This window comes from Aliirhizobium wenxiniae (assembly GCF_019511445.1).
Lineage (GTDB): Bacteria > Pseudomonadota > Alphaproteobacteria > Rhizobiales > Rhizobiaceae > Neorhizobium > Neorhizobium wenxiniae_A.
In genome coordinates this window covers 163,680-181,271 of sequence record NZ_JAEUAN010000001.1, presented here as the reverse complement: position 1 = coordinate 181,271, position 17,592 = coordinate 163,680, and the positions used below count along the sequence as shown (strand labels likewise).

General features: G+C 59.6%; 20 protein-coding genes and 1 tRNA gene. 10 read left to right on the top strand and 11 right to left on the bottom strand.

Features of this window, described 5'->3' with window-relative positions; genetic code table 11:
- Positions 1 to 231: 231 nt before the first annotated feature.
- Positions 232 to 1,566 (top strand): solute carrier family 23 protein, encoded by a 1,335-nt coding sequence (locus tag JNB91_RS00930; protein WP_220323636.1) that lies wholly within the window; start codon positions 232 to 234, stop codon positions 1,564 to 1,566.
- Between the two features lie 331 nt (positions 1,567 to 1,897).
- Complete coding sequence (locus JNB91_RS00925; protein WP_220323635.1) at positions 1,898 to 3,664, top strand: DEAD/DEAH box helicase; 1,767 nt, start codon at positions 1,898 to 1,900, stop codon at positions 3,662 to 3,664.
- 74 nt (positions 3,665 to 3,738) lie between these two features.
- Here the strand turns inward: JNB91_RS00925 and JNB91_RS00920 are convergent, their stop codons facing one another.
- The 3 genes from JNB91_RS00920 to JNB91_RS00910 are packed head-to-tail and all read right to left on the bottom strand — an operon-like array spanning position 3,739 to position 5,573.
- The gene (locus tag JNB91_RS00920) at positions 3,739 to 4,359 is read right to left on the bottom strand and encodes a nucleotidyltransferase domain-containing protein (RefSeq protein ID WP_220323634.1); all 621 of its coding nucleotides are present in this window, start codon (positions 4,357 to 4,359) and stop codon (positions 3,739 to 3,741) included.
- A gap of 14 nt (positions 4,360 to 4,373) precedes the next feature.
- Positions 4,374 to 5,261, bottom strand: a complete 888-nt coding sequence (locus tag JNB91_RS00915) for a DMT family transporter (RefSeq protein WP_220323891.1) — start codon at positions 5,259 to 5,261, stop codon at positions 4,374 to 4,376.
- A gap of 27 nt (positions 5,262 to 5,288) precedes the next feature.
- Positions 5,289 to 5,573, bottom strand: a complete 285-nt coding sequence (locus tag JNB91_RS00910; RefSeq protein ID WP_220323633.1) for a hypothetical protein — start codon at positions 5,571 to 5,573, stop codon at positions 5,289 to 5,291.
- On the opposite strand from JNB91_RS00910, the gene JNB91_RS00905 reads away from it, so the two are divergent.
- From JNB91_RS00905 to JNB91_RS00890, 4 genes are all read left to right on the top strand, one after another.
- Positions 5,567 to 6,976, top strand: coding sequence for a circularly permuted type 2 ATP-grasp protein (locus JNB91_RS00905; RefSeq protein ID WP_220323632.1), 1,410 nt, complete (start codon positions 5,567 to 5,569; stop codon positions 6,974 to 6,976). The two genes, JNB91_RS00910 and JNB91_RS00905, sit on opposite strands and share 7 nt — an antisense overlap.
- Before the next feature lie 12 nt (positions 6,977 to 6,988).
- Positions 6,989 to 7,933 (top strand): alpha-E domain-containing protein, encoded by a 945-nt coding sequence (locus JNB91_RS00900; RefSeq protein ID WP_220323631.1) that lies wholly within the window; start codon positions 6,989 to 6,991, stop codon positions 7,931 to 7,933.
- 34 nt (positions 7,934 to 7,967) lie between these two features.
- A complete protein-coding gene (locus JNB91_RS00895; protein WP_220323630.1) occupies positions 7,968 to 8,795 on the top strand; it encodes a transglutaminase family protein in 828 nt (275 codons plus the stop codon).
- 66 nt (positions 8,796 to 8,861) lie between these two features.
- Entirely contained in the window at positions 8,862 to 9,368 is a 507-nt protein-coding gene (locus JNB91_RS00890; protein ID WP_220323629.1) for a hypothetical protein, read from the top strand.
- Between the two features lie 16 nt (positions 9,369 to 9,384).
- Here the strand turns inward: JNB91_RS00890 and JNB91_RS00885 are convergent, their stop codons facing one another.
- Positions 9,385 to 9,597, bottom strand: coding sequence for a DUF3329 domain-containing protein (locus JNB91_RS00885; protein ID WP_220323628.1), 213 nt, complete (start codon positions 9,595 to 9,597; stop codon positions 9,385 to 9,387).
- Positions 9,598 to 9,862: 265 nt separating this feature from the next.
- Between JNB91_RS00885 and JNB91_RS00880 the strand changes: the two genes are divergently transcribed.
- A tRNA-Arg gene (locus JNB91_RS00880) sits at positions 9,863 to 9,939 on the top strand.
- Positions 9,940 to 10,115: 176 nt separating this feature from the next.
- Here JNB91_RS00880 and JNB91_RS00875 read toward each other — a convergent pair.
- The 3 genes from JNB91_RS00875 to JNB91_RS00865 form a co-directional block, all read right to left on the bottom strand.
- Complete coding sequence (locus tag JNB91_RS00875) at positions 10,116 to 11,198, bottom strand: porin (protein WP_220323627.1); 1,083 nt, start codon at positions 11,196 to 11,198, stop codon at positions 10,116 to 10,118.
- Positions 11,199 to 11,747: 549 nt separating this feature from the next.
- A complete protein-coding gene (locus tag JNB91_RS00870; RefSeq protein ID WP_220323626.1) occupies positions 11,748 to 13,115 on the bottom strand; it encodes an ATP-binding protein in 1,368 nt (455 codons plus the stop codon).
- Between the two features lie 3 nt (positions 13,116 to 13,118).
- On the bottom strand, positions 13,119 to 13,841 hold the full coding sequence (locus tag JNB91_RS00865; RefSeq protein ID WP_220323625.1) for a response regulator: 723 nt from the start codon (positions 13,839 to 13,841) through the stop codon (positions 13,119 to 13,121).
- A 454-nt stretch (positions 13,842 to 14,295) separates the two neighbouring features.
- On the opposite strand from JNB91_RS00865, the gene JNB91_RS00860 reads away from it, so the two are divergent.
- From JNB91_RS00860 to JNB91_RS00850, 3 genes are all read left to right on the top strand, one after another.
- Positions 14,296 to 14,592, top strand: a complete 297-nt coding sequence (locus tag JNB91_RS00860) for a hypothetical protein (protein ID WP_220323624.1) — start codon at positions 14,296 to 14,298, stop codon at positions 14,590 to 14,592.
- A 404-nt stretch (positions 14,593 to 14,996) separates the two neighbouring features.
- Positions 14,997 to 15,386 (top strand): group II truncated hemoglobin, encoded by a 390-nt coding sequence (locus JNB91_RS00855; protein WP_220323623.1) that lies wholly within the window; start codon positions 14,997 to 14,999, stop codon positions 15,384 to 15,386.
- Positions 15,387 to 15,441: 55 nt separating this feature from the next.
- Positions 15,442 to 15,759, top strand: coding sequence for a DUF423 domain-containing protein (locus tag JNB91_RS00850; RefSeq protein ID WP_220323890.1), 318 nt, complete (start codon positions 15,442 to 15,444; stop codon positions 15,757 to 15,759).
- A gap of 22 nt (positions 15,760 to 15,781) precedes the next feature.
- Here the strand turns inward: JNB91_RS00850 and JNB91_RS00845 are convergent, their stop codons facing one another.
- From JNB91_RS00845 to JNB91_RS00830, 4 genes are all read right to left on the bottom strand, one after another.
- Complete coding sequence (locus JNB91_RS00845) at positions 15,782 to 16,003, bottom strand: hypothetical protein (protein WP_220323622.1); 222 nt, start codon at positions 16,001 to 16,003, stop codon at positions 15,782 to 15,784.
- Positions 15,984 to 16,394, bottom strand: a complete 411-nt coding sequence (locus tag JNB91_RS00840) for a DUF2325 domain-containing protein (RefSeq protein ID WP_220323621.1) — start codon at positions 16,392 to 16,394, stop codon at positions 15,984 to 15,986. Before JNB91_RS00840 ends, JNB91_RS00845 begins: the two co-directional genes overlap by 20 nt.
- Before the next feature lie 263 nt (positions 16,395 to 16,657).
- On the bottom strand, positions 16,658 to 16,981 hold the full coding sequence (locus JNB91_RS00835) for a FliM/FliN family flagellar motor switch protein (RefSeq protein WP_220323620.1): 324 nt from the start codon (positions 16,979 to 16,981) through the stop codon (positions 16,658 to 16,660).
- A gap of 166 nt (positions 16,982 to 17,147) precedes the next feature.
- The gene (locus tag JNB91_RS00830; RefSeq protein ID WP_220323619.1) at positions 17,148 to 17,573 is read right to left on the bottom strand and encodes a hypothetical protein; all 426 of its coding nucleotides are present in this window, start codon (positions 17,571 to 17,573) and stop codon (positions 17,148 to 17,150) included.
- Positions 17,574 to 17,592: the final 19 nt, after the last annotated feature.

Sequence of the window (17,592 nt, the reverse complement as noted above, 5' to 3'; positions counted from 1 at the left end):
CGGTTCTCGACTGAACTGTTGTGGGAAACCTTGCCCGCCCGATGACAGCGGCCATCAATGGCGATAACGAGGCTTTTTGCGAGCCGGCACGATGTATCGAAGCATCCGCGGCGATCCCGTGCCCGCGCGACAGGCAAAAATTCAATCCCGCCTTGATACTCAAAATCAAAAAACGACGACATCACACGGCATGTCGGTCGACTGGCGGGATGCAACAGGACAGGGCGAACGATGAGCGAGACAGGTGGGTATTTTCCGCGTTGGCGGCTGAAGACGGAAGGGCGCATCCTGCCCGACGAACGGCTTCCGGCCGGACCGACGGTGGTGCTGGGCTTCCAGCATGTGGTGGCAATGTTCGGCTCGACCGTTCTTGCCCCTATGATCATGGGTTTCGACCCGAACGTCTCGATCCTGTTTTCCGGCATCTCGACACTGATCTTCTTCATCGCCGTCGGCGGCCGCGTGCCGAGCTATCTCGGCTCGTCCTTCGCCTTCATCGGCCCGGTTCTGGTGGCAACGGCCGCTGCAGCCGGCGCGCCTAACCCGAATATCGCGCTTGCTCTCGGCGGCATCATCGCAGCCGGCGCGCTTTACGCGCTGATCGGCGTCATCGTCATGATGGCCGGCCATCGCTGGATCGAGCGGCTGATGCCGCCGGTACTGACCGGCGCGATCGTTGCCGCCATCGGCCTCGTGCTGGCGCCGATCGCGATCGCCAGCGCCTCCGGCACCGGCGCGGCCACGCCTGACGGCAGCCAGCTGTCGCGCTGGGTGGCCATTGCTACTGTCGCAGCCGTCGGCCTCGTTGCCGTCTATGCCCCCGGCATGACCCGCCGCCTGCCGATCCTTCTCGGCGGCGCTTTCGCCTATCTCCTCTATCTCGTGCTGGCGAACGGTATGGGCTACGGCACGCCGATCGACTTCTCGGGCGTTTCCGCCGCCGCATGGTTCGGCATGCCGACCTTCACCGCACCGGTCTTCTCGGCCTCAGCGATCACCCTGATTGCCCCGGTCGTCGTCATTCTGGTTGCCGAAAACCTCGGGCATATCAAGGCGATCGGCGCCATGACCGGCCGCAATCTCGACCCCTATCTCGGTCGCGCCTTCATCGGTGACGGTGTGGCAACGATGTTCTCCGGCTTCTTCGGCGGCACCGGCATGACGACCTATGCCGAAAACATGGGCGTCATGGCCGTCACCCGCATCTTCTCGACGCTGGTCTTCCTCGTCGCCGCCTTCGTCGCCATCCTGCTCGGCTTCTCGCCGAAATTCGGCGCGCTGATCCAGACCATTCCCGGCCCGGTTCTCGGCGGCCTCTCGATCGTCGTCTTCGGCCTGATCGCCGCAACAGCCGGTCGCATCTGGGTGGAAAACAAGGTCGATTTCGCCGAACCGCGCAACCTGATCACCGTTGGCGTGGCGCTGGTTCTGGGCGCCGGCAACTTCAAGCTCGACGTCGCAGGCTTCACGCTCGACGGCATCGGCACGGCCACGATCGGCGCGATCGTGCTGTACCACGCACTCGGCCTGACCAAGGCAGCGCACAAGCCCGATCAGCAGGCCTGACCTGCATTAAATAGACCGAAGCGCAGGCCGCATGGCTGGCCTGCGCTTCGCATCTGCGAAACATCCTTGACTTTTCCCGTAAAATCCACCACATGCGGCTCATGCTTTCACCTTCCGGCCGCCGCGTGAGTTGGCCCTGCGACAACAAAGTTCGCAAAGAAGGAACAAGGCGCACAGATAGATCGCCCTGACACTCAGGGTTCAAGCGCTGGGAAGCAATTTCCAACACACAAGTTCCCACTTCACGCGGGGTTCTTGACGCCAGAGACAGCCGACACGGCATGGTGCCGAGCCGGCATAAATGTTTTTGGCGCCCCGAAAGGTATTCGCTTTGACGAATTTTGAATCTCTTGGTGTCTCCAAGCAGATCGTCGCCACGCTGACCGCGCTTGGCATTGAAACCCCGACGCCGATCCAGGCGCAGGCTATCCCGCTTCTCCTCGAAGGCCGCGACCTGATCGGCCTTGCCCAGACCGGCACCGGCAAGACCGCCGCTTTCGGCCTGCCGCTGATCGAGCGTCTGCTCGCTGAAAACATCCGCCCCGACAACCGTACGACCCGTTCGCTGATCCTCGCACCGACGCGCGAACTGGTGAACCAGATCGCTGCCAACCTGAAGACCTTCGTCAAGGGCCGCCCGCTGAAGATCAATCTCGTCGTCGGCGGCGTGTCGATCAACAAGCAGCAGCTGCAGCTGGAAAAGGGCACCGACATCCTCGTCGCCACTCCCGGCCGCCTGCTTGACCTGGTTGCCCGCCGCGCCATCGGCCTGACGACCGTCCGCTTCCTCATCCTAGATGAAGCCGATCAGATGCTCGATCTCGGCTTCGTCCATGACCTGCGCAAGATCTCGAAAATGGTGCCTAAGAAGCGCCAGACGATGCTGTTCTCGGCCACCATGCCGAAGGCGATCGCTGATCTGGCTGCCGATTTCCTGACGGATCCGGTGAAGGTCGAAGTCACGCCTCCGGGCAAGGCTGCCGACAAGGTGGAGCAGTATGTCCACTTCGTTGCCGGCAAGGGTGACAAGACCGAAATCCTGCGCAAGTCGCTGCTCGAAAATCCGGACGGCCGCTCGATCGTCTTCATGCGCACCAAGCACACTGCCGAGAAGCTGATGAAGCATCTCGACAATATCGGCTTCTCGGTTGCCTCCATCCACGGCAACAAGAGCCAGGGCCAGCGCGAGCGCGCCTTGAAGGGTTTCCGCGACGGTGAGATCAAGACGCTGATCGCAACCGACGTCGCCGCCCGCGGCATCGACATCCCGGCCGTCAGCCACGTCTATAACTACGACCTGCCGGAAGTACCGGACGCCTATGTTCACCGCATCGGCCGTACCGCCCGCGCCGGCCGCGACGGCATCGCGATTGCCTTCTGCGCACCGGATGAAACGCTGCTGCTGCGCGACATCGAAAAACTGATGGGCATCGAAATCAAGGCCGCATCCGGCGAGCGCCCGGAAGCGCTGAACCGTCCGGTTCGCGGCAATGGCAACAACAACCGCAGCGGCAACAAGGCCCGTGGAAACAACGGTGGGGGTAACGGCGAAGGCGGCAAGTCCAAGCGCCGCGAACGCCCCGCCCGCAAGCCGTTCTTCGCCGAAGGCGCAGAAGGTGCTTCGGAAGAACGTCAGGAACGCCGTGGCGGCTCCAACAACCGCCCGCAGCGCGACAACCGCCGCAACGAAGAGTTCCGCGGCCAGCGCCGCAACGAGGAAGCTCCGCGTTCGGAAGGCGACAACGATCTGGCCACGACCTCGGATTTCCGTCCGAACCGTGGCGAGCAGCAGAAGCGCAACGGCGGTCCGAACCGTGGTCATCAGGGCCAGGGTCAGCGTCAGGCGAACAATGGCGGCAATCGTGACCGCGCCGCCCACGGCGCCCATGAAGCCGGCAAGCAGCGCCAGCAGCATCAGGCCGGTGCGACCGATGGTGCGCAGGCTCCGGCAAAGACCGGCGGCCAGAACCGCCACGCCCCACAGAAGACCAATCAGAGCGAAGGCCGCGGCCCCGTCCGCTTCGGCAATCCCGGCCCGGCTCGCGGCGACGAACAGCGCGGCGGCGGCTTTCAGGGCCGCAAGCGCCGTCCGGCTTAAGGGCTGAGATAGGATGAATTGCAGACGGCCGGGTTCATCCCGGCCGTTTTGCTTTTAGCGATGCATGGCGAAATTCACGAAAGGCTGGAAATCCAGACATGGCCTGGGTGAAGGATTTCGAGCAGAGACCTCAGCCAAGCCCGATCCTCTTGCGTCAGCTTCGGCAAGGCATGCTCGAAATCCGCCTCGTCCTTCGGGCGCAGATACTTCGCCTTGAACAGCAGGACGGCTGCCGGCTTCAGATAAGGAATGCCATCGGCCGTGCGAGCGACCATCTCTTTGCGCGGAGCACTGATCGAAGGCTCCCTTTTATAAACCCATCGATCCAGCGTGCCCGGCTCGATCATCATATCGGCCCGCCATGTCCGGCTTGCGATCTCCTCGCACCAGATCTGAAAAACATCAGGCTCCGGCTGCTCGTCCGGCGCAAGGTATTCGATCTGGCCGTCCTGAACAGAATAGAACCGCATATCCGCGAGACAAGCACGAAAAGCAGCGAAATCATCCCTCAGGATCGTAAACTCGATATCCTCGTGATCCCTAAGCTGGTGGCCGTGCCACAGATCGAGCGCCCATCCGCCCACCACGCACCATGGCAGCGATAAATCCTTCAGGCGGGCAGCCAGTTCGTAAGGGTTCCAGGCCGACCACGCGGCCTCATCGGGAGACTCGAATTCATCACCTTTATTACTCACCGATAAGCCTCTTTTTAAGCTACCTTAGGCGTCTTCCGGTTCACCAGATACACGCCCGCCACCACGATCACCGTCCCCACCACCACCGGCAGGGTCAGCGGTTCGCCGAACAGGATTGCCGCCTCGATCGCCACCATCGGCGGCATCAGATAGATCAGCGAGGCGGCGCGCGAGACCTGTCCGTGGCGAATGAGCCGCAAGAGCAGGAACACCGCTCCCATCGAAATGCCGATCACCGACCATGCCATCGATGCCATTGCCTGCCATGTCCAGTCAAACCGCATGTCCTCTGTCAGAAGCGCGATCGGCAGGGTGACGATCAATGCGCCGATAAACTGCAGCGTCGCGGTCGCCATCAGGTCGGCCTGCTGCAGATGCTGTTTCTGGTAGATGGTCCCGTAGGTCACCGAGGTCATGGCGACGAGATTGATGATCAACGGAATGCCGAGTCCCGTCAGCCCGGCGGCAAGGCTGGCCAGAAGCTGCGGTGAAATCGCAATCAAAATGCCGGCAAAGCCGAGCCCGAGGCCGATCCGCTGAAGAACCGACAGCCGCTCGCCAAGCAGGAAGGTCGCAGCCAGCGCCGTCAAAAGCGGCTGCAGCCCGGCGATGATGCCGGACAGGCCCGAGGGCACCCCCTGCCCGATCGCATACCAGACGCCGACGAGATAAAGCCCATGCAGAAACACGCCCGAGAGAATGGCCCTGCCGAACGCGACCCCGCTCTTCGGCCACTTAGCCCCGATCAGCAGACAGAGGCCGGCAAAGGCACACGCCGCGAGAGCATGCCGCACCGCGAGAAAGGTGATCGGGTCGGCATGCATGGCCGCGTATTTCGCCACGATCCAGCCCGTGGACCATAGAAAAGCAAAGATTGCCGGTGCAAGGCGGTCAAGCATGATTGGCTTCCGTCAAAGAGGTCAATGTCCTTAGGCGGAGAGCATTTCCCGGTCAAAGCAGAAAATCTGACGGCAATCGTCAATGACGTTGATCATCCATTGAGCACTTGGCGCATTAACGGGCAACACATTGATTTGACGAATGTTAGCATATCCTGACGGATCAAGTTCAGCACTGGCAGGCAGGCTTGAATACCCTATTTCTTGGAGGCCAAGTGGAGTTGCGATTTTATCTTCGGCAACTGCGCATGGTTCTTGCATTGCCCTCAACGTTGTATTCTTATGGCCAAAAAAAGGGGAACGCTTCTTTGGCATTTGATGAAATGTTAACTGCGGAGAACCTTCCGCGCCCACCATATAAAGACTACCACGAGTGGTATGCGGCACAGGATACTGCACATCTGATCCGCAAGACCCAGGATGCGGAAAACATATTCAGAAAGACCGGCATCACCTTTGCGGTCTACGGCCACGCGGACAGTTCCGAAAAGCTCATCCCCTTCGACATCATTCCCCGCATCATCTCCGCTCGCGAATGGCGAAAGCTGGCGCAAGGCATCGAGCAGCGGGTTCTGGCCCTCAATGCCTTTCTCGACGACATCTACCACAAGCAGGAAATCATAAAGGCCGGCCGCATTCCGCGCGAACTGATCGAGAAGAATTCCGCCTTCCTGCCCGAAATGATCGGCTTCAAGCCGCCCGGCGGCGTCTATACCCATATCGTCGGCACCGATATCGTACGCACCGGCGAAGACCAGTTCTACGTTCTGGAAGACAATGCCCGCACGCCCTCCGGCGTCTCCTACATGCTGGAGAACCGTGAGACGATGATGCAGATGTTCCCCGAACTCTTCACGCTGAACAAGGTGCAGCGGGTGGAAGACTATCCGCGGCTGCTGCGCCAGTCGCTTGCGGCCGTCGCCCCTCCCGGCTGCAAGGGCAAGCCGCGCGTCGCCGTGCTCACCCCCGGCATCTACAATTCCGCCTATTACGAACATTCCTTCCTCGCCGACCAGATGGGCGTCGAGCTGGTGGAAGGGTCTGATCTGCGCGTCCTCGACGGCAAGGTGCAGATGCGCACCACCCGCGGCTATGAGGCGATCGACGTTCTCTATCGCCGCGTCGACGACGACTTCCTCGATCCCCTCACCTTCCGCGCAGACTCGGCGCTCGGCGTTCCCGGCATCATGGATGTCTACCGCGCCGGCAACATCACCATCGCCAACGCCCCCGGCACCGGCATTTCCGACGACAAGGCGATCTATTCCTACATGCCGGAAATCGTCGAATTCTATACCGGCCGCAAGGCGCTGCTCGAAAACGTGCCGACATGGCGCTGTTCGGAACCCGACAGCCTGAAATACGTGCTGGAAAACATCGCCGATCTCGTCATCAAGGAAGTCCATGGTTCCGGCGGTTACGGCATGCTGGTCGGCCCGACGGCGACGAAGAAGGAACGCGCCGACTTTGCCGAGAAGCTCGCCGCAAAGCCGGGCAACTACATCGCCCAGCCGACTTTGGCGCTCTCCACCGTGCCGATCTTCGTCAACAAGGGTGTCGCCCCGCGGCATGTCGACCTTCGCCCCTATGTGCTCGTCTCCGACAAGGTGAAGATCATTCCTGGTGGCTTGACCCGTGTGGCGCTGAAGCAGGGCTCGCTGGTGGTCAATTCCAGCCAGGGCGGCGGCACCAAGGACACCTGGGTTCTGGAAGATTGAGGGCGTAAAAGAATGCTGGGAAGAACTGCAAACGGCCTCTACTGGATGTTCCGTTACATCGAGCGCGCCGAAAACATCGCCCGTCTCGTCGATGCCGGCCTGCGCGTGTCGCTGACCCGCGCCGGCTCCTCCGACGAGGACTGGCATGGCGTCCTGGAAAGTGCCGGCGTGCGCGAGGCCTATTCCGAGGTCCATGACAAGATGACCGCTGCCGACGCGGTGGATTATCTGTTGCGCGACCGTGCCAACCTATCGAGCGTCATGTCCTGCATCGAGGCTGGCCGCAACAATGCGCGCATGGTCAGAACCGCACTCACCCGCGAAACCTGGGAGGCGACCAACGAGGCCTGGATCGACCTCAAGGCCCGCATGTCGCGCAAGCTGAAGGCCGCCGACCTGCCGGAACTGATCGGCGTCATAAAACATCGCTGCGGTCTGATCCGCGGTGCCTTCCACGGCTCGATGCTCAGAAACGAGATCTACAATTTCGCCCGCATCGGCACTTTCATCGAACGGGCCGACAACACGGCCCGTATTCTCGACGTCAAATATTACGTCCTCCTGCCCTCGGTCAGCCAGGTCGGTTCGGCGCTCGACAATTTCCAGTGGGAATCGATCCTGCGCTCGGTCTCGGCCCACCGCTCCTATGGTTGGGTCTATGACGGCGAATATCAGGCCTCAAACATCGCCGACATGCTGATCCTGCAGGTGCAGATGCCGCGTTCGCTCGCCTATTGCTATGAGAAGATCGTCAGCAACCTGCGTTATCTCTCGGAAGATTACGCAGGCGAACGGCTGACGGCGCATGACACGGCGGATGCGATCCGCACCATGCTCAAGCGCGGCTCCGTCACCGAGATCATGGATCAGGGCCTGCACGAATTCCTCGAAGACTTCGTCTACCGCAACAACCAGCTCAGCGCCGAGATTTCCGACGGCTACCGCTTTTATCAGTAATCAGCCCAACCGCTCTACTTTGAAGGACGACCCTATGCGGCTGAAGATTTCGCATACGACAGAATATCTCTATGACGAACCCGTTCCCTACCTGCTGCAGCGCCTGCGGCTGACCCCGATCAGCGGACCGACACAAAAGGTGCTGAACTGGAGCGTGAAGGTCGACGGCGCTAAGGTCGAGACGGGTTATCTTGACCAATACGGCAATCACGTCGAGCTCGTATCGGTCGAGGGCGCGGAACATACGATCCGCATCACCGCCACCGGCGAGGTCGAGACACTCGACAAGGCTGGTGTCTTCGGTGCGCATCTCGGCTGCACCCCGCTCTGGCTCTACCTGCGCGACACCGGCCGCACCAAGCCAGGCAAGCTGGTCAAGGAACTGGCGAAGAACGTCAAGGGCGACAGCGAACTGGCACAAATGCACGCGCTGATGGACGCAATCCACGAGACGGTCGCCTACAACCCCGGCACCACTACGACCGAAACGACTGCCGAAGAAGCGCTGGCGGCAAAGACCGGCGTCTGCCAGGATCACGCCCATATCTTCATTTCGGCAGCAAGACTCTCCGGCATGCCGGCCCGATACGTCTCAGGTTATCTGCTGATGGAAGACAGGCCCGACCAGGTGGCGACCCATGCCTGGGCGGAAGCCCATATTCCGGGCCTCGGCTGGGTGGGCTTCGATGCCGCCAACAACCTCTGCCCCGATGACCGTTATGTGCGCATCGCCTCGGGTCTCTGCTACCGAGACTGCGCCCCGGTTTCCGGCATGCGCATCGGCCCTGCGGGTGAAAACCTGAAGGTACATCTGACGGTGAAGCCCGCTCAGGAACAGTCACAGAGCCAGACGCAATCCTGAACCTGCGCAGCGCAAGCCCGGCGCCATGTCCATCTGCCAGAATGATGGTTCTGGACCGGAGGACACATGCTGCTAGGGCAGTCGATATTCCAGTCGGTTCTGACCCGACTGAAGGAAGAGCAAGGGCAAGACGAGGAAACACCAGCCGAGGGATCGGATTATCGCATCCGCGGACTTGGTGCTGGTTTCCTCACGCCTGACGGTCGACCCGAAGCGACTGAAGCGGATGTCGGCAGCTATTTCGACTATCTTTCCGACTGGCCTGCGATGGAAAAGGATGTCGACGCGCACCATGCCGAAAACTCCGCAGATGCAGCAGTCCCGGAGCCGCGCGACGAAGCCCCCGTGATGCCGGCACATCTGGAGCGCCTGACGGAAGAGGAAATTGCGCAGGACCTAAAACTTTCCCCGAAGGACGACGAGGCCACACTCGCCGAGAAACGTCGGCAATTCGCCAAGCTCAATCACCCGGACCGGGTGGAACCGCAATTTCGCGACAACGCGACGGTAAGGATGAAGACGGCCAATCTGTTGATCGACCGAGCAATCTCGTCGCTTCACTGGCGCGGCTGAACGACCCGCGTAAGGCTCAATCGTCCTGACGTTCCGTCGGCTTCCGCGCGTCAGGAGCCTTCCGGTCGAAGAACAGCTTGTAGGTGGCAAACAGGCCGACGATCGCCACAATCCCCGCCCAGACCGCCTCCCCCGCATAAAGCTCTATCCCGACCCAGACGAAGCATACTGCCGGTATCAGCAAACGCCGCCAGAGTGCATCGTAAAATGGATGGTTCGGGTCGATCATTCTCTTGTCTCCTCCGGCCGCAGATGCGCGGCATGGACCGCATATCCGTGCTGGCGAACAAAAATGCAAGATCATCCGGATGAACTTCGCTTTACAAAAGCGACTTCGCCGCGCCCCTCCCCGCATCGATATAAAATTTATCGCCGGGCATTCGGCCCACTTGCAGATTTTTCCGTCATCGGCGACGCGATTGCCATTGAAGCCTTAATCCAGCTAGGCTAAGAACCACTCATCGGACTAAGGCGATTCATCGCCAAAACGGTTAGCACCCGTAGCTCAGCTGGATAGAGTGTTGGATTCCGATTCCAAAGGTCACAGGTTCGAATCCTGTCGGGTGCGCCACTAACACATTGAAATCACAAAAGAAGAACAAGAGACGCAAGACGTGCGCGAACGCTTTCGCGGGCCGGCTTGCGTCGACGCTTTGGCTGCTGTCTCGGGTGCATCACACAGCGTACACCCCAAAACGCAAAAAGCCCGGATTGCTCCGGGCTTTTCGTTAGACGTATGCGGTCGAATTAGAACGAGCGCTGCAGACGCAGGAAGCCGTCCCACTTGTCAGCGGAGTCGGTGCCGTTATCAACGTCGGTGTAGTTGACCGTTGCCTTGGCAGCGAGGTTCTGCGTGATGGCGTAGTCAGCCGTCACACCAACGCGCCATGCATCACCACCGTCGAAGTCGCCATCGGCGTCGAGAGCAACGTTATCCCAGTACTGGGCGCCCGGTGCGATCGAGAACTTGTCGGTGACCTTGATTGCGTATTCAGCACCGATCGTCCACTCGGAAGCGTCGAAGTAGCGGTTTTCGCCGAAAGCGTAGGCCGCGAAGACGCCGAGCGAGCCCGGGCCGAGGTCTGCAGTCAGCGTGGAAGCGAGAGCAGCATTTTCGCGGTCGAAGTCGTAACCAGCGAAGAAGTCGACGGTTACGCCACCGAACTTGCCGGTGACAACGCCGTTGATGCCGATTTCGTCCTGACCACGACCGGTGCCGGCAACGTCGTCCTTCCAGCCATCGGTCGAGTCGAACGCGTCAACCTGACCGTAAACCGAGAAAGCGCCGCCGTCATAGGTGTAACGGATGGAGTTGTTCAGCGTGTCGCCGCCCAGGCCACCATTGTTGAACGGGGATTCGTCAGCCAGAACGGTTTCGCCTGCAAGACCCGTATCGAAATAGTTGTAGAAGTGACCGACGCGGAAGCCGCCCAGTTCGATGTAGGTTTCGTTCAGGGTAAAGTCGCTCGAGCCATCGTTGTTGTTGGCGCGGAGCGTGATGAGCGAGCCGAGCGCACCGAATTCGGTGTCGGTCTTGGCCGAGAGGGAGATCTGCGCGCGGGTGTTGGTGCGGTAGCCGCCGTCGCGATCTTCTGCGTCAACAGCTAGGTCGTTGTCGCTGCGGCCATCGAGCTGAACGCGGACATAACCGCCGATCTTGAGGCAGGTTTCGGTGCCCGGGATGTAGAAGTAGCCGGTGCCGAAGGCGTCACAAACGCGGACATATTCCATCGGCTCGGGCTCTGCCGCGACGATCGCATCGGCAGCCTGCGCGCCGGATACTGCTGCGAGAGCTGCAGCGGAGCCGAGAAGAAGGCTCTTGATGTTCATTATGATCTCCATTCAGACGATGGACCGCGGCCGGGAGCCTCATCCACCAAATTAAAAAACCGAAGGCTTATTCGGTGACCAAGCAATACGAGGGCTCGGCAAGAGGCGAAAGCAGAGCGGCTAGCCTTCATCTGCCGAAGATGCCGCCCTCTGGATTGATGTTGCGCAGGCGCATCGGTTTGTAACCGTACGTAATCTGCCGGTAATCGAACGGTATCAGCGCCGAAGGACGGCAACGCTCCTGCGACAAAGCCGAATATGCAGGGGCCGGTCAAATGAACCGGCTGATTCTGCCGTTGGGAAATGCCCGCCCCCCGCTGCGATGACATGCCAATGAAGAATATCCGAAGCATGTCTCCCGACAGCGATCACCGGGTTCGGGATAAGGACATGCGCGAAACAAAAAGCGAAAGCGCGGCAAGCGCATCTGAAGGATCGCGACGCGCCTTAAAGCAATTCCAGCAAAAATGGGAACCGATTTTGCGTCCGGAATTGCGTCAAAACAAAGAGATAGAGCGATTTCGTGTTTCGAAGAAAGGCGGAAACGCCCTAGGCTGCGCCCGCCTGATCCATCAGGCGCGGCAAGATAATCACCGCGCGGGCTCCGCCTGAATCGGCATCCTCATACCGGATCTTCCCTTGATGCGCATCGATGATCGATTTCGCCAGGGCGAGACCGATACCGCTTCCACCCGTATCCCTGCTGCGCGATTGTTCGAGGCGGAAAAATGGGTTGAAAATGCGGATCCGGTCGGCTTCGGGAACCCCCGGCCCGTCATCGTCGATCAGGACGCAGACATCCGCCATCGCCGGACGCACGAATATTCGCGCCCGATGCCCATACCGCAATGCGTTCTCCACGACATTTCGAAGCGCCCGCTTCAGTGCCGCCCGGCGCCCATAGATGAAGAAGTGATGAGGATTGACGAGAGTGATGTCACCTCCGGCGGCTCTCAGGTCCGTCACCAGTTCGTTCATCAGGTCTTCGAGCTGGAACACGACTTCCGGCTCCGGCGTATCGCTGCCGCGCGACAGGGACAGCGCGGCATCCACCAATTCCTGGATCTCATCCAGGCACTGGCCGAGCTTATCCTTTGGCTCGCCTTCATCGAGCAACTCGATCCTGAGCCGCATGGCCGTGATCGGAGATTTCAGGTCATGCCCGATCGCTGCAAGCATTTTGGCGCGCTCATTCAGCAGCCTGGTCAGTCGCGCTGCCATATCGTTGAATGCGTGGGTCAGTTTGCGCAGTTCGGAAGGCCCCGATGACGAGATCGGCTGCGGGTCTTCGCTTCGGCCCAGACTGTCGGCAGCATTGGAGAGATGCTGGAGCGGCGTCGTAATCTTCGCGACGATGATCCACACGACGGCCACTACGATGGAGACTGTCGCAAGGATCGTCAACATGAGTTGCCAGGCCCATGGCTTTGGCAAGCGTAGAACATCGCGTGCGGTCAGCCATCGCCCGTCGTCCAGGGCAATAGAGGCCAAAAGCACAAGGCTTCGCCCGGCCTTGCTGCCATGCTCTGGCAACTCCGGTCGCGTTCCCGTTTCCGCCGCGGCAAGGATGAAACCATCGCCAAGGGTAAGCCCAAACTTGCTCTTCAGGAATACGGCCAGATCCCCGGATAATTGCAGCTCGTCGCGCACCTGTGGAGCCGTATCGGTGATGGTGAATTGCATGCCCCATTCGGATGGGGTCGCAACAATGGCATCCTCTTCCTCGGCGGGAAGGGTCCTCAGCATTTTTGCGGTACTGAGCAGCCGCTCGACAGCATCGAAGGCCCGATAGTCGAGAAGCTGCCTGTTTTTATCGTGGATGAAGTAGAAAATGCTGAGCATCTGCGCAGCGAGAAGACACCCCAGCAGCAGCAGGATGAGCTGTCCTCGAACGCTTTGAGGGACGCCGATCCTCATCTGCTACGCCTTTGTCACATCGGCGACCAGGCAATAGCCGCCTCCGCGCACGGTAATGATAAGCTCCGGCCGATCTTTGCTCTGCTCGATCTTCCTTCGCAAGCGGCTGACCTGGTTGTCGATCGCGCGATCGAATGGACCGGCGCTGCGCGATGACGTCAGTTCGAGAAGCCGCTCCCTCGACAGGATGACCCGCGGACGCTCCAGAAACGCCATCAGCAATTGAAAATCGGCAACGGTGAGTGGCGTCTCCACGTCATTCTCATCGACCAGGCAGCGGCGATCTATCTGAAGCGACCAGCTGCCGAAACGAAGGACCTGACCGCCATGCTCTCCACCCAGCGATGGTGCGGACGGCTCGTAACGCCTCAGAATGGCCTTGATCCTGGCCACGACCTCACGCGGATTGAACGGCTTTGCAAGATAATCGTCTGCACCGAGTTCCAGCCCGATAATACGATCCGTCTCTTCGTTGAGAGCACTCAGCATCAGGATGGGGATTTTACTTGTCGTGCGAAGACGATGGCAAATGGCCAATCCATCTTCACCTGGAAGCATGACGTCGAGAACGACCAGATCGATCCCTCCGGACATCAATACCCGGTCCATCTCCTTGCCGCCATCGACTGCGACCGCCCGCATGCCGACCTTCTCCAGATAGAGTTTTAGCGCCTCGCGAGTTTGCGCATGATCGTCGACAATCAGAATGTTGGGCGAATTCGTCATTGGAGCGATTTATCCGATGGCTGACCACCACGCATCAGGAATTTTGTAACGGCACGTCGCAAAAGGCGATCATGCGACAGGCTGATACCATAATGGCTTTTGTCAGGGATAATCCCGAGACAAAAATCCGCTATGAAATTCCTGTCAATGTCGCGTTGAAGGGTTTGAGTTCCCTTCCCCGGTCAACTGACAGGGAATGCATCCGTCACAGACGTTGACGCCGTGAAAAGAACCACCTTTCATGGCTATCCGCTTTGGAAGCGCAACTGTAAACGCCGGTTCAATCTCGACCTCCAGTCAGGACACCACTCAGTTGCGCTTCCAGCCTCAGCTTTCCGCCTTGTCGGATTTGCCCTGCGCGCCCTATCTTTCTTTCACCGCGTCCTTGAACTAAATCCCGTCTTGCGGGTTTCCTGAGATCGGAAAATCCGCGCCGACTGAAGGACGTTATCAAATGAAACGACTGCTTGTCATGGCCATTGCGGCTTTAGCGCTGACGGCCTGCAATTCCACGGGCAATCCCGAATTCCGTGCCATCGATTACGGGCCGGGCATTGCGCCGATCGCCGGCAGCATCACCTATGGCGGGCAACCGAAAGGCCGGCGTGCCAACATGCCGGTGGGCCACACCTTCACCCACGAGTTCATCAGCAGCTTCGGAAACCGCGTCGAGGAGCGCTATCGTGTGCTCGAGGATGGCAGTCTCGACATTTACAGCCGCAGGATCACATCGATCACCATCGGCCGCTAACCTCTGGCTGCGTGATCCGGAAGGAACCGATGACCGCAGAAACCGTTTTCCTCCAAAGAAGAAAACGGAGGCAACAATGGCCGAAGATAGAGAAGCGCGGGACGCTGTTGAGAGTGGCAGTAGGTACACGGGAGCCGGACGGCATCCCGTAGCAGGTCCCCATGCGAAAGATCACCTGACAGATCACGACAAGACACCGGGCACAGGCTCCCTGCCAGCAAAGGACAGCAAGGACACCGATTCCGGCCCCGAATGAGGCAGCGGGCGAAGTGTATTTTGGATGCCTCACTGCCGTTACCCCACTGGCGCTACCCCACTGGCGCATGCGAGCGATACCATCAATCTCCTTGCCCACCACCTTCCCGCCGGTTAACACCGCATGACGACAATGCGGGCAAAGCGGAATGACGGGAGAGACCATCACACTCTATGAGGCGATCGGCGGCGATGCCACTGCGCGCGCGCTGGCGAAGCGTTTCTATGAGTTGATGGATACGCTGCCCGAAGCAAGGAACTGCCGGGCAATCCATCCGCCAAGCCTGGAAAGCAGTGAAGCCAAATTCTACGACTATCTGACCGGCTATCTTGGCGGCCCACCGGTCTACGTCGAGAAATATGGACATCCCCGCTTGCGTTCCCGCCACTTCGGCGCGGCCATCGGCCCTGCGGAACGCGACGAATGGCTGCTGTGCTTCAGGCGCGCGCTGGACGAAACCATCGAAAACCCGAAACTTCGCGAGATTATCTGGCCACCGATCGAACGGCTTGGCCACCACATGCAAAACAAGGAATAGGCTCTTGGAAAGCTTAGGGAAACTGCGGCCGTTGGTTCTTTTTGTCAGCGGGCTGATGGGGCTGTCGGGAGTAGCTTTGGCCGCAGCGGCAAGCCATGGCGGCGACACGCATTTCCTCGGCAACGCATCGACCATGTGCCTTGCGCATGCCCCGGTTCTTCTGGCGCTCTATGTAGGACACGCCACGTTCAGAACGGCAACGCTCTCCGCGCTCGTCCTATGCCTCGGCACGATCCTGTTTGCCGGCGATCTCGTCGCGCGGCACTATTTCGGGGACCGACTGTTCCCGTTTGCGGCGCCGATGGGCGGCACGTTGATGATGCTCGGCTGGCTGCTGATCGCGGCGGGCGCTTTTTTCGGTCGCCGCGCCTGACAGTTCACTGGTTCCGCCGTTCTTACCGGCGGAACAACAACACCTTGCCTGCTTCCGACGACGGAACGGTCGTGGCGCTCACCGTGGCATGGGCGGGAAAACGGATGACATTGTCATCGCGCCGGTCTTCCCGGCTGCGGCCTGCCAGAATCTCATAAAGCTCCGGCACCAGTCCCTCACCATTCTGCTCCGCCAGCTTGTGCAGGCCGATAAACAGGCTGGTGTCAGGACGCTCGTCTCTCATCACTCTTTTCCTTCATCGTCTGGAGCGCACGTTCAAGGCTCGATTTCGAGCCATTGCGCAGCGGGACGAAGGTGACGCCGAACTTCTTGCAGCCGGTCTTCACCCTCAGACACGCATCGTGGCTGATACAGTCGATGGGGCAGAAAACGCAGTCGACGGATGGCAGAACGGTATCGATGCGGGAAACCGCCTCGCGCAGACCACCATCGTGGTGGATCAGCTCGGCGCCGTGTCGAGTGGCGATTGCACGCAAATGAGCGACCTGACAGTCACGGCCGCCGACATAGAGGAAGCTGCGGACATCGATCGCGTCGCGATCCGGTTTTGCCTGCTGGGCTGCAGCCGCCACCTCGTTTGCGCCGCCGTTCTTCCGTTTCTGCTTCTTCGCCATCACGCCTCGCCTGATCGATTCTCATCTCGGGAACCTTCGGTGAGCGGCACCATAGATAAGTTGACTATCAGAGTAAAGATTAAACGTGAGGATCATACTCATATTTATTTTTGAGCAATTCCGGCAAAAATGGAAACCGGCTTTACGCCCGAAATTGCTGCTCGATAAAGAGACGCACCAATGCTTCGCTTCAACGATAGGCGGAAGTGTTCGGCAGAAAGTATGCAGTTGGCAACGGCTGCCGATTGCCTTCCCCAGCCTGATTAAAGGCGGTTCTCGACGGACGTCATGCGGATGCCGACGAAATTGTCCCGATCATCGGATACGATTTCACCATGGCCGATCGTCTTTCCGTTCACCTGGATCTCGACCGGCTCGCCAAAGCGCTTATCCAGTCTAAACCAGGATCCCTGCTTGGCTGCCGCGAGTTGAGCAACGGAAACCTTCGCCCTGCCGATCACGACCTGGACCTCTACGGGGATCTCTCCGAGCAGCGCACGAGACGGCGCCGGCTGCATGGAGCTCTCCTCCGACAACGGAAACTCGGGAAACAAGGGAGACGGCTTGCCGGCAGCGTCATCGATCATAATGGTCACCTTCTGAAATATATTTGCGGGGCGCGACTCACTCAAAAATAAACGCCGCGACACCTCGCTTCGCGCCGGACTGCCCACGACGCTTAACGATCCGTTAACATCCACAATTGACGGATCATAAAGATCCAGTTTCGATGCTGGTCGGTAAAAGGACCGATTAATGTCCGCTGCGCGTCGTGCGGGTTCGCACAACCGTCGAAGCCCGCATCCGCTTCAATGTTGCGAGCGGCAACCCACCCTTAGCCAACGCATTGATAAAAAAAGCATCTTCAGCTTGAGAAAAGACGAGGACCATTTTGTCCTTCATCACGTTCCGCTTGGCACAGGTGAAAATCACCTCGTTTTCGCCAAGACACAGATAGAAATGGTCAGGCAAAAACTCCACCGCGGCAGTCTGGATGAGAGCGCCGGTCTCGCATATGCCCACGATCCGCAACTGAAGGCTGGAAAAGGATTTTACACCGCCACCATTCGGATAAACCGCACGCGCAACAAGATTGGTTCGGCGATATCGAACCTTGGGATTATCGTTCGCCCCATAGAACTGGGCAAGATAATGCCGAGGCTTGCCGTTCTCCAACATGGTGCGGTCCTGAAACAGT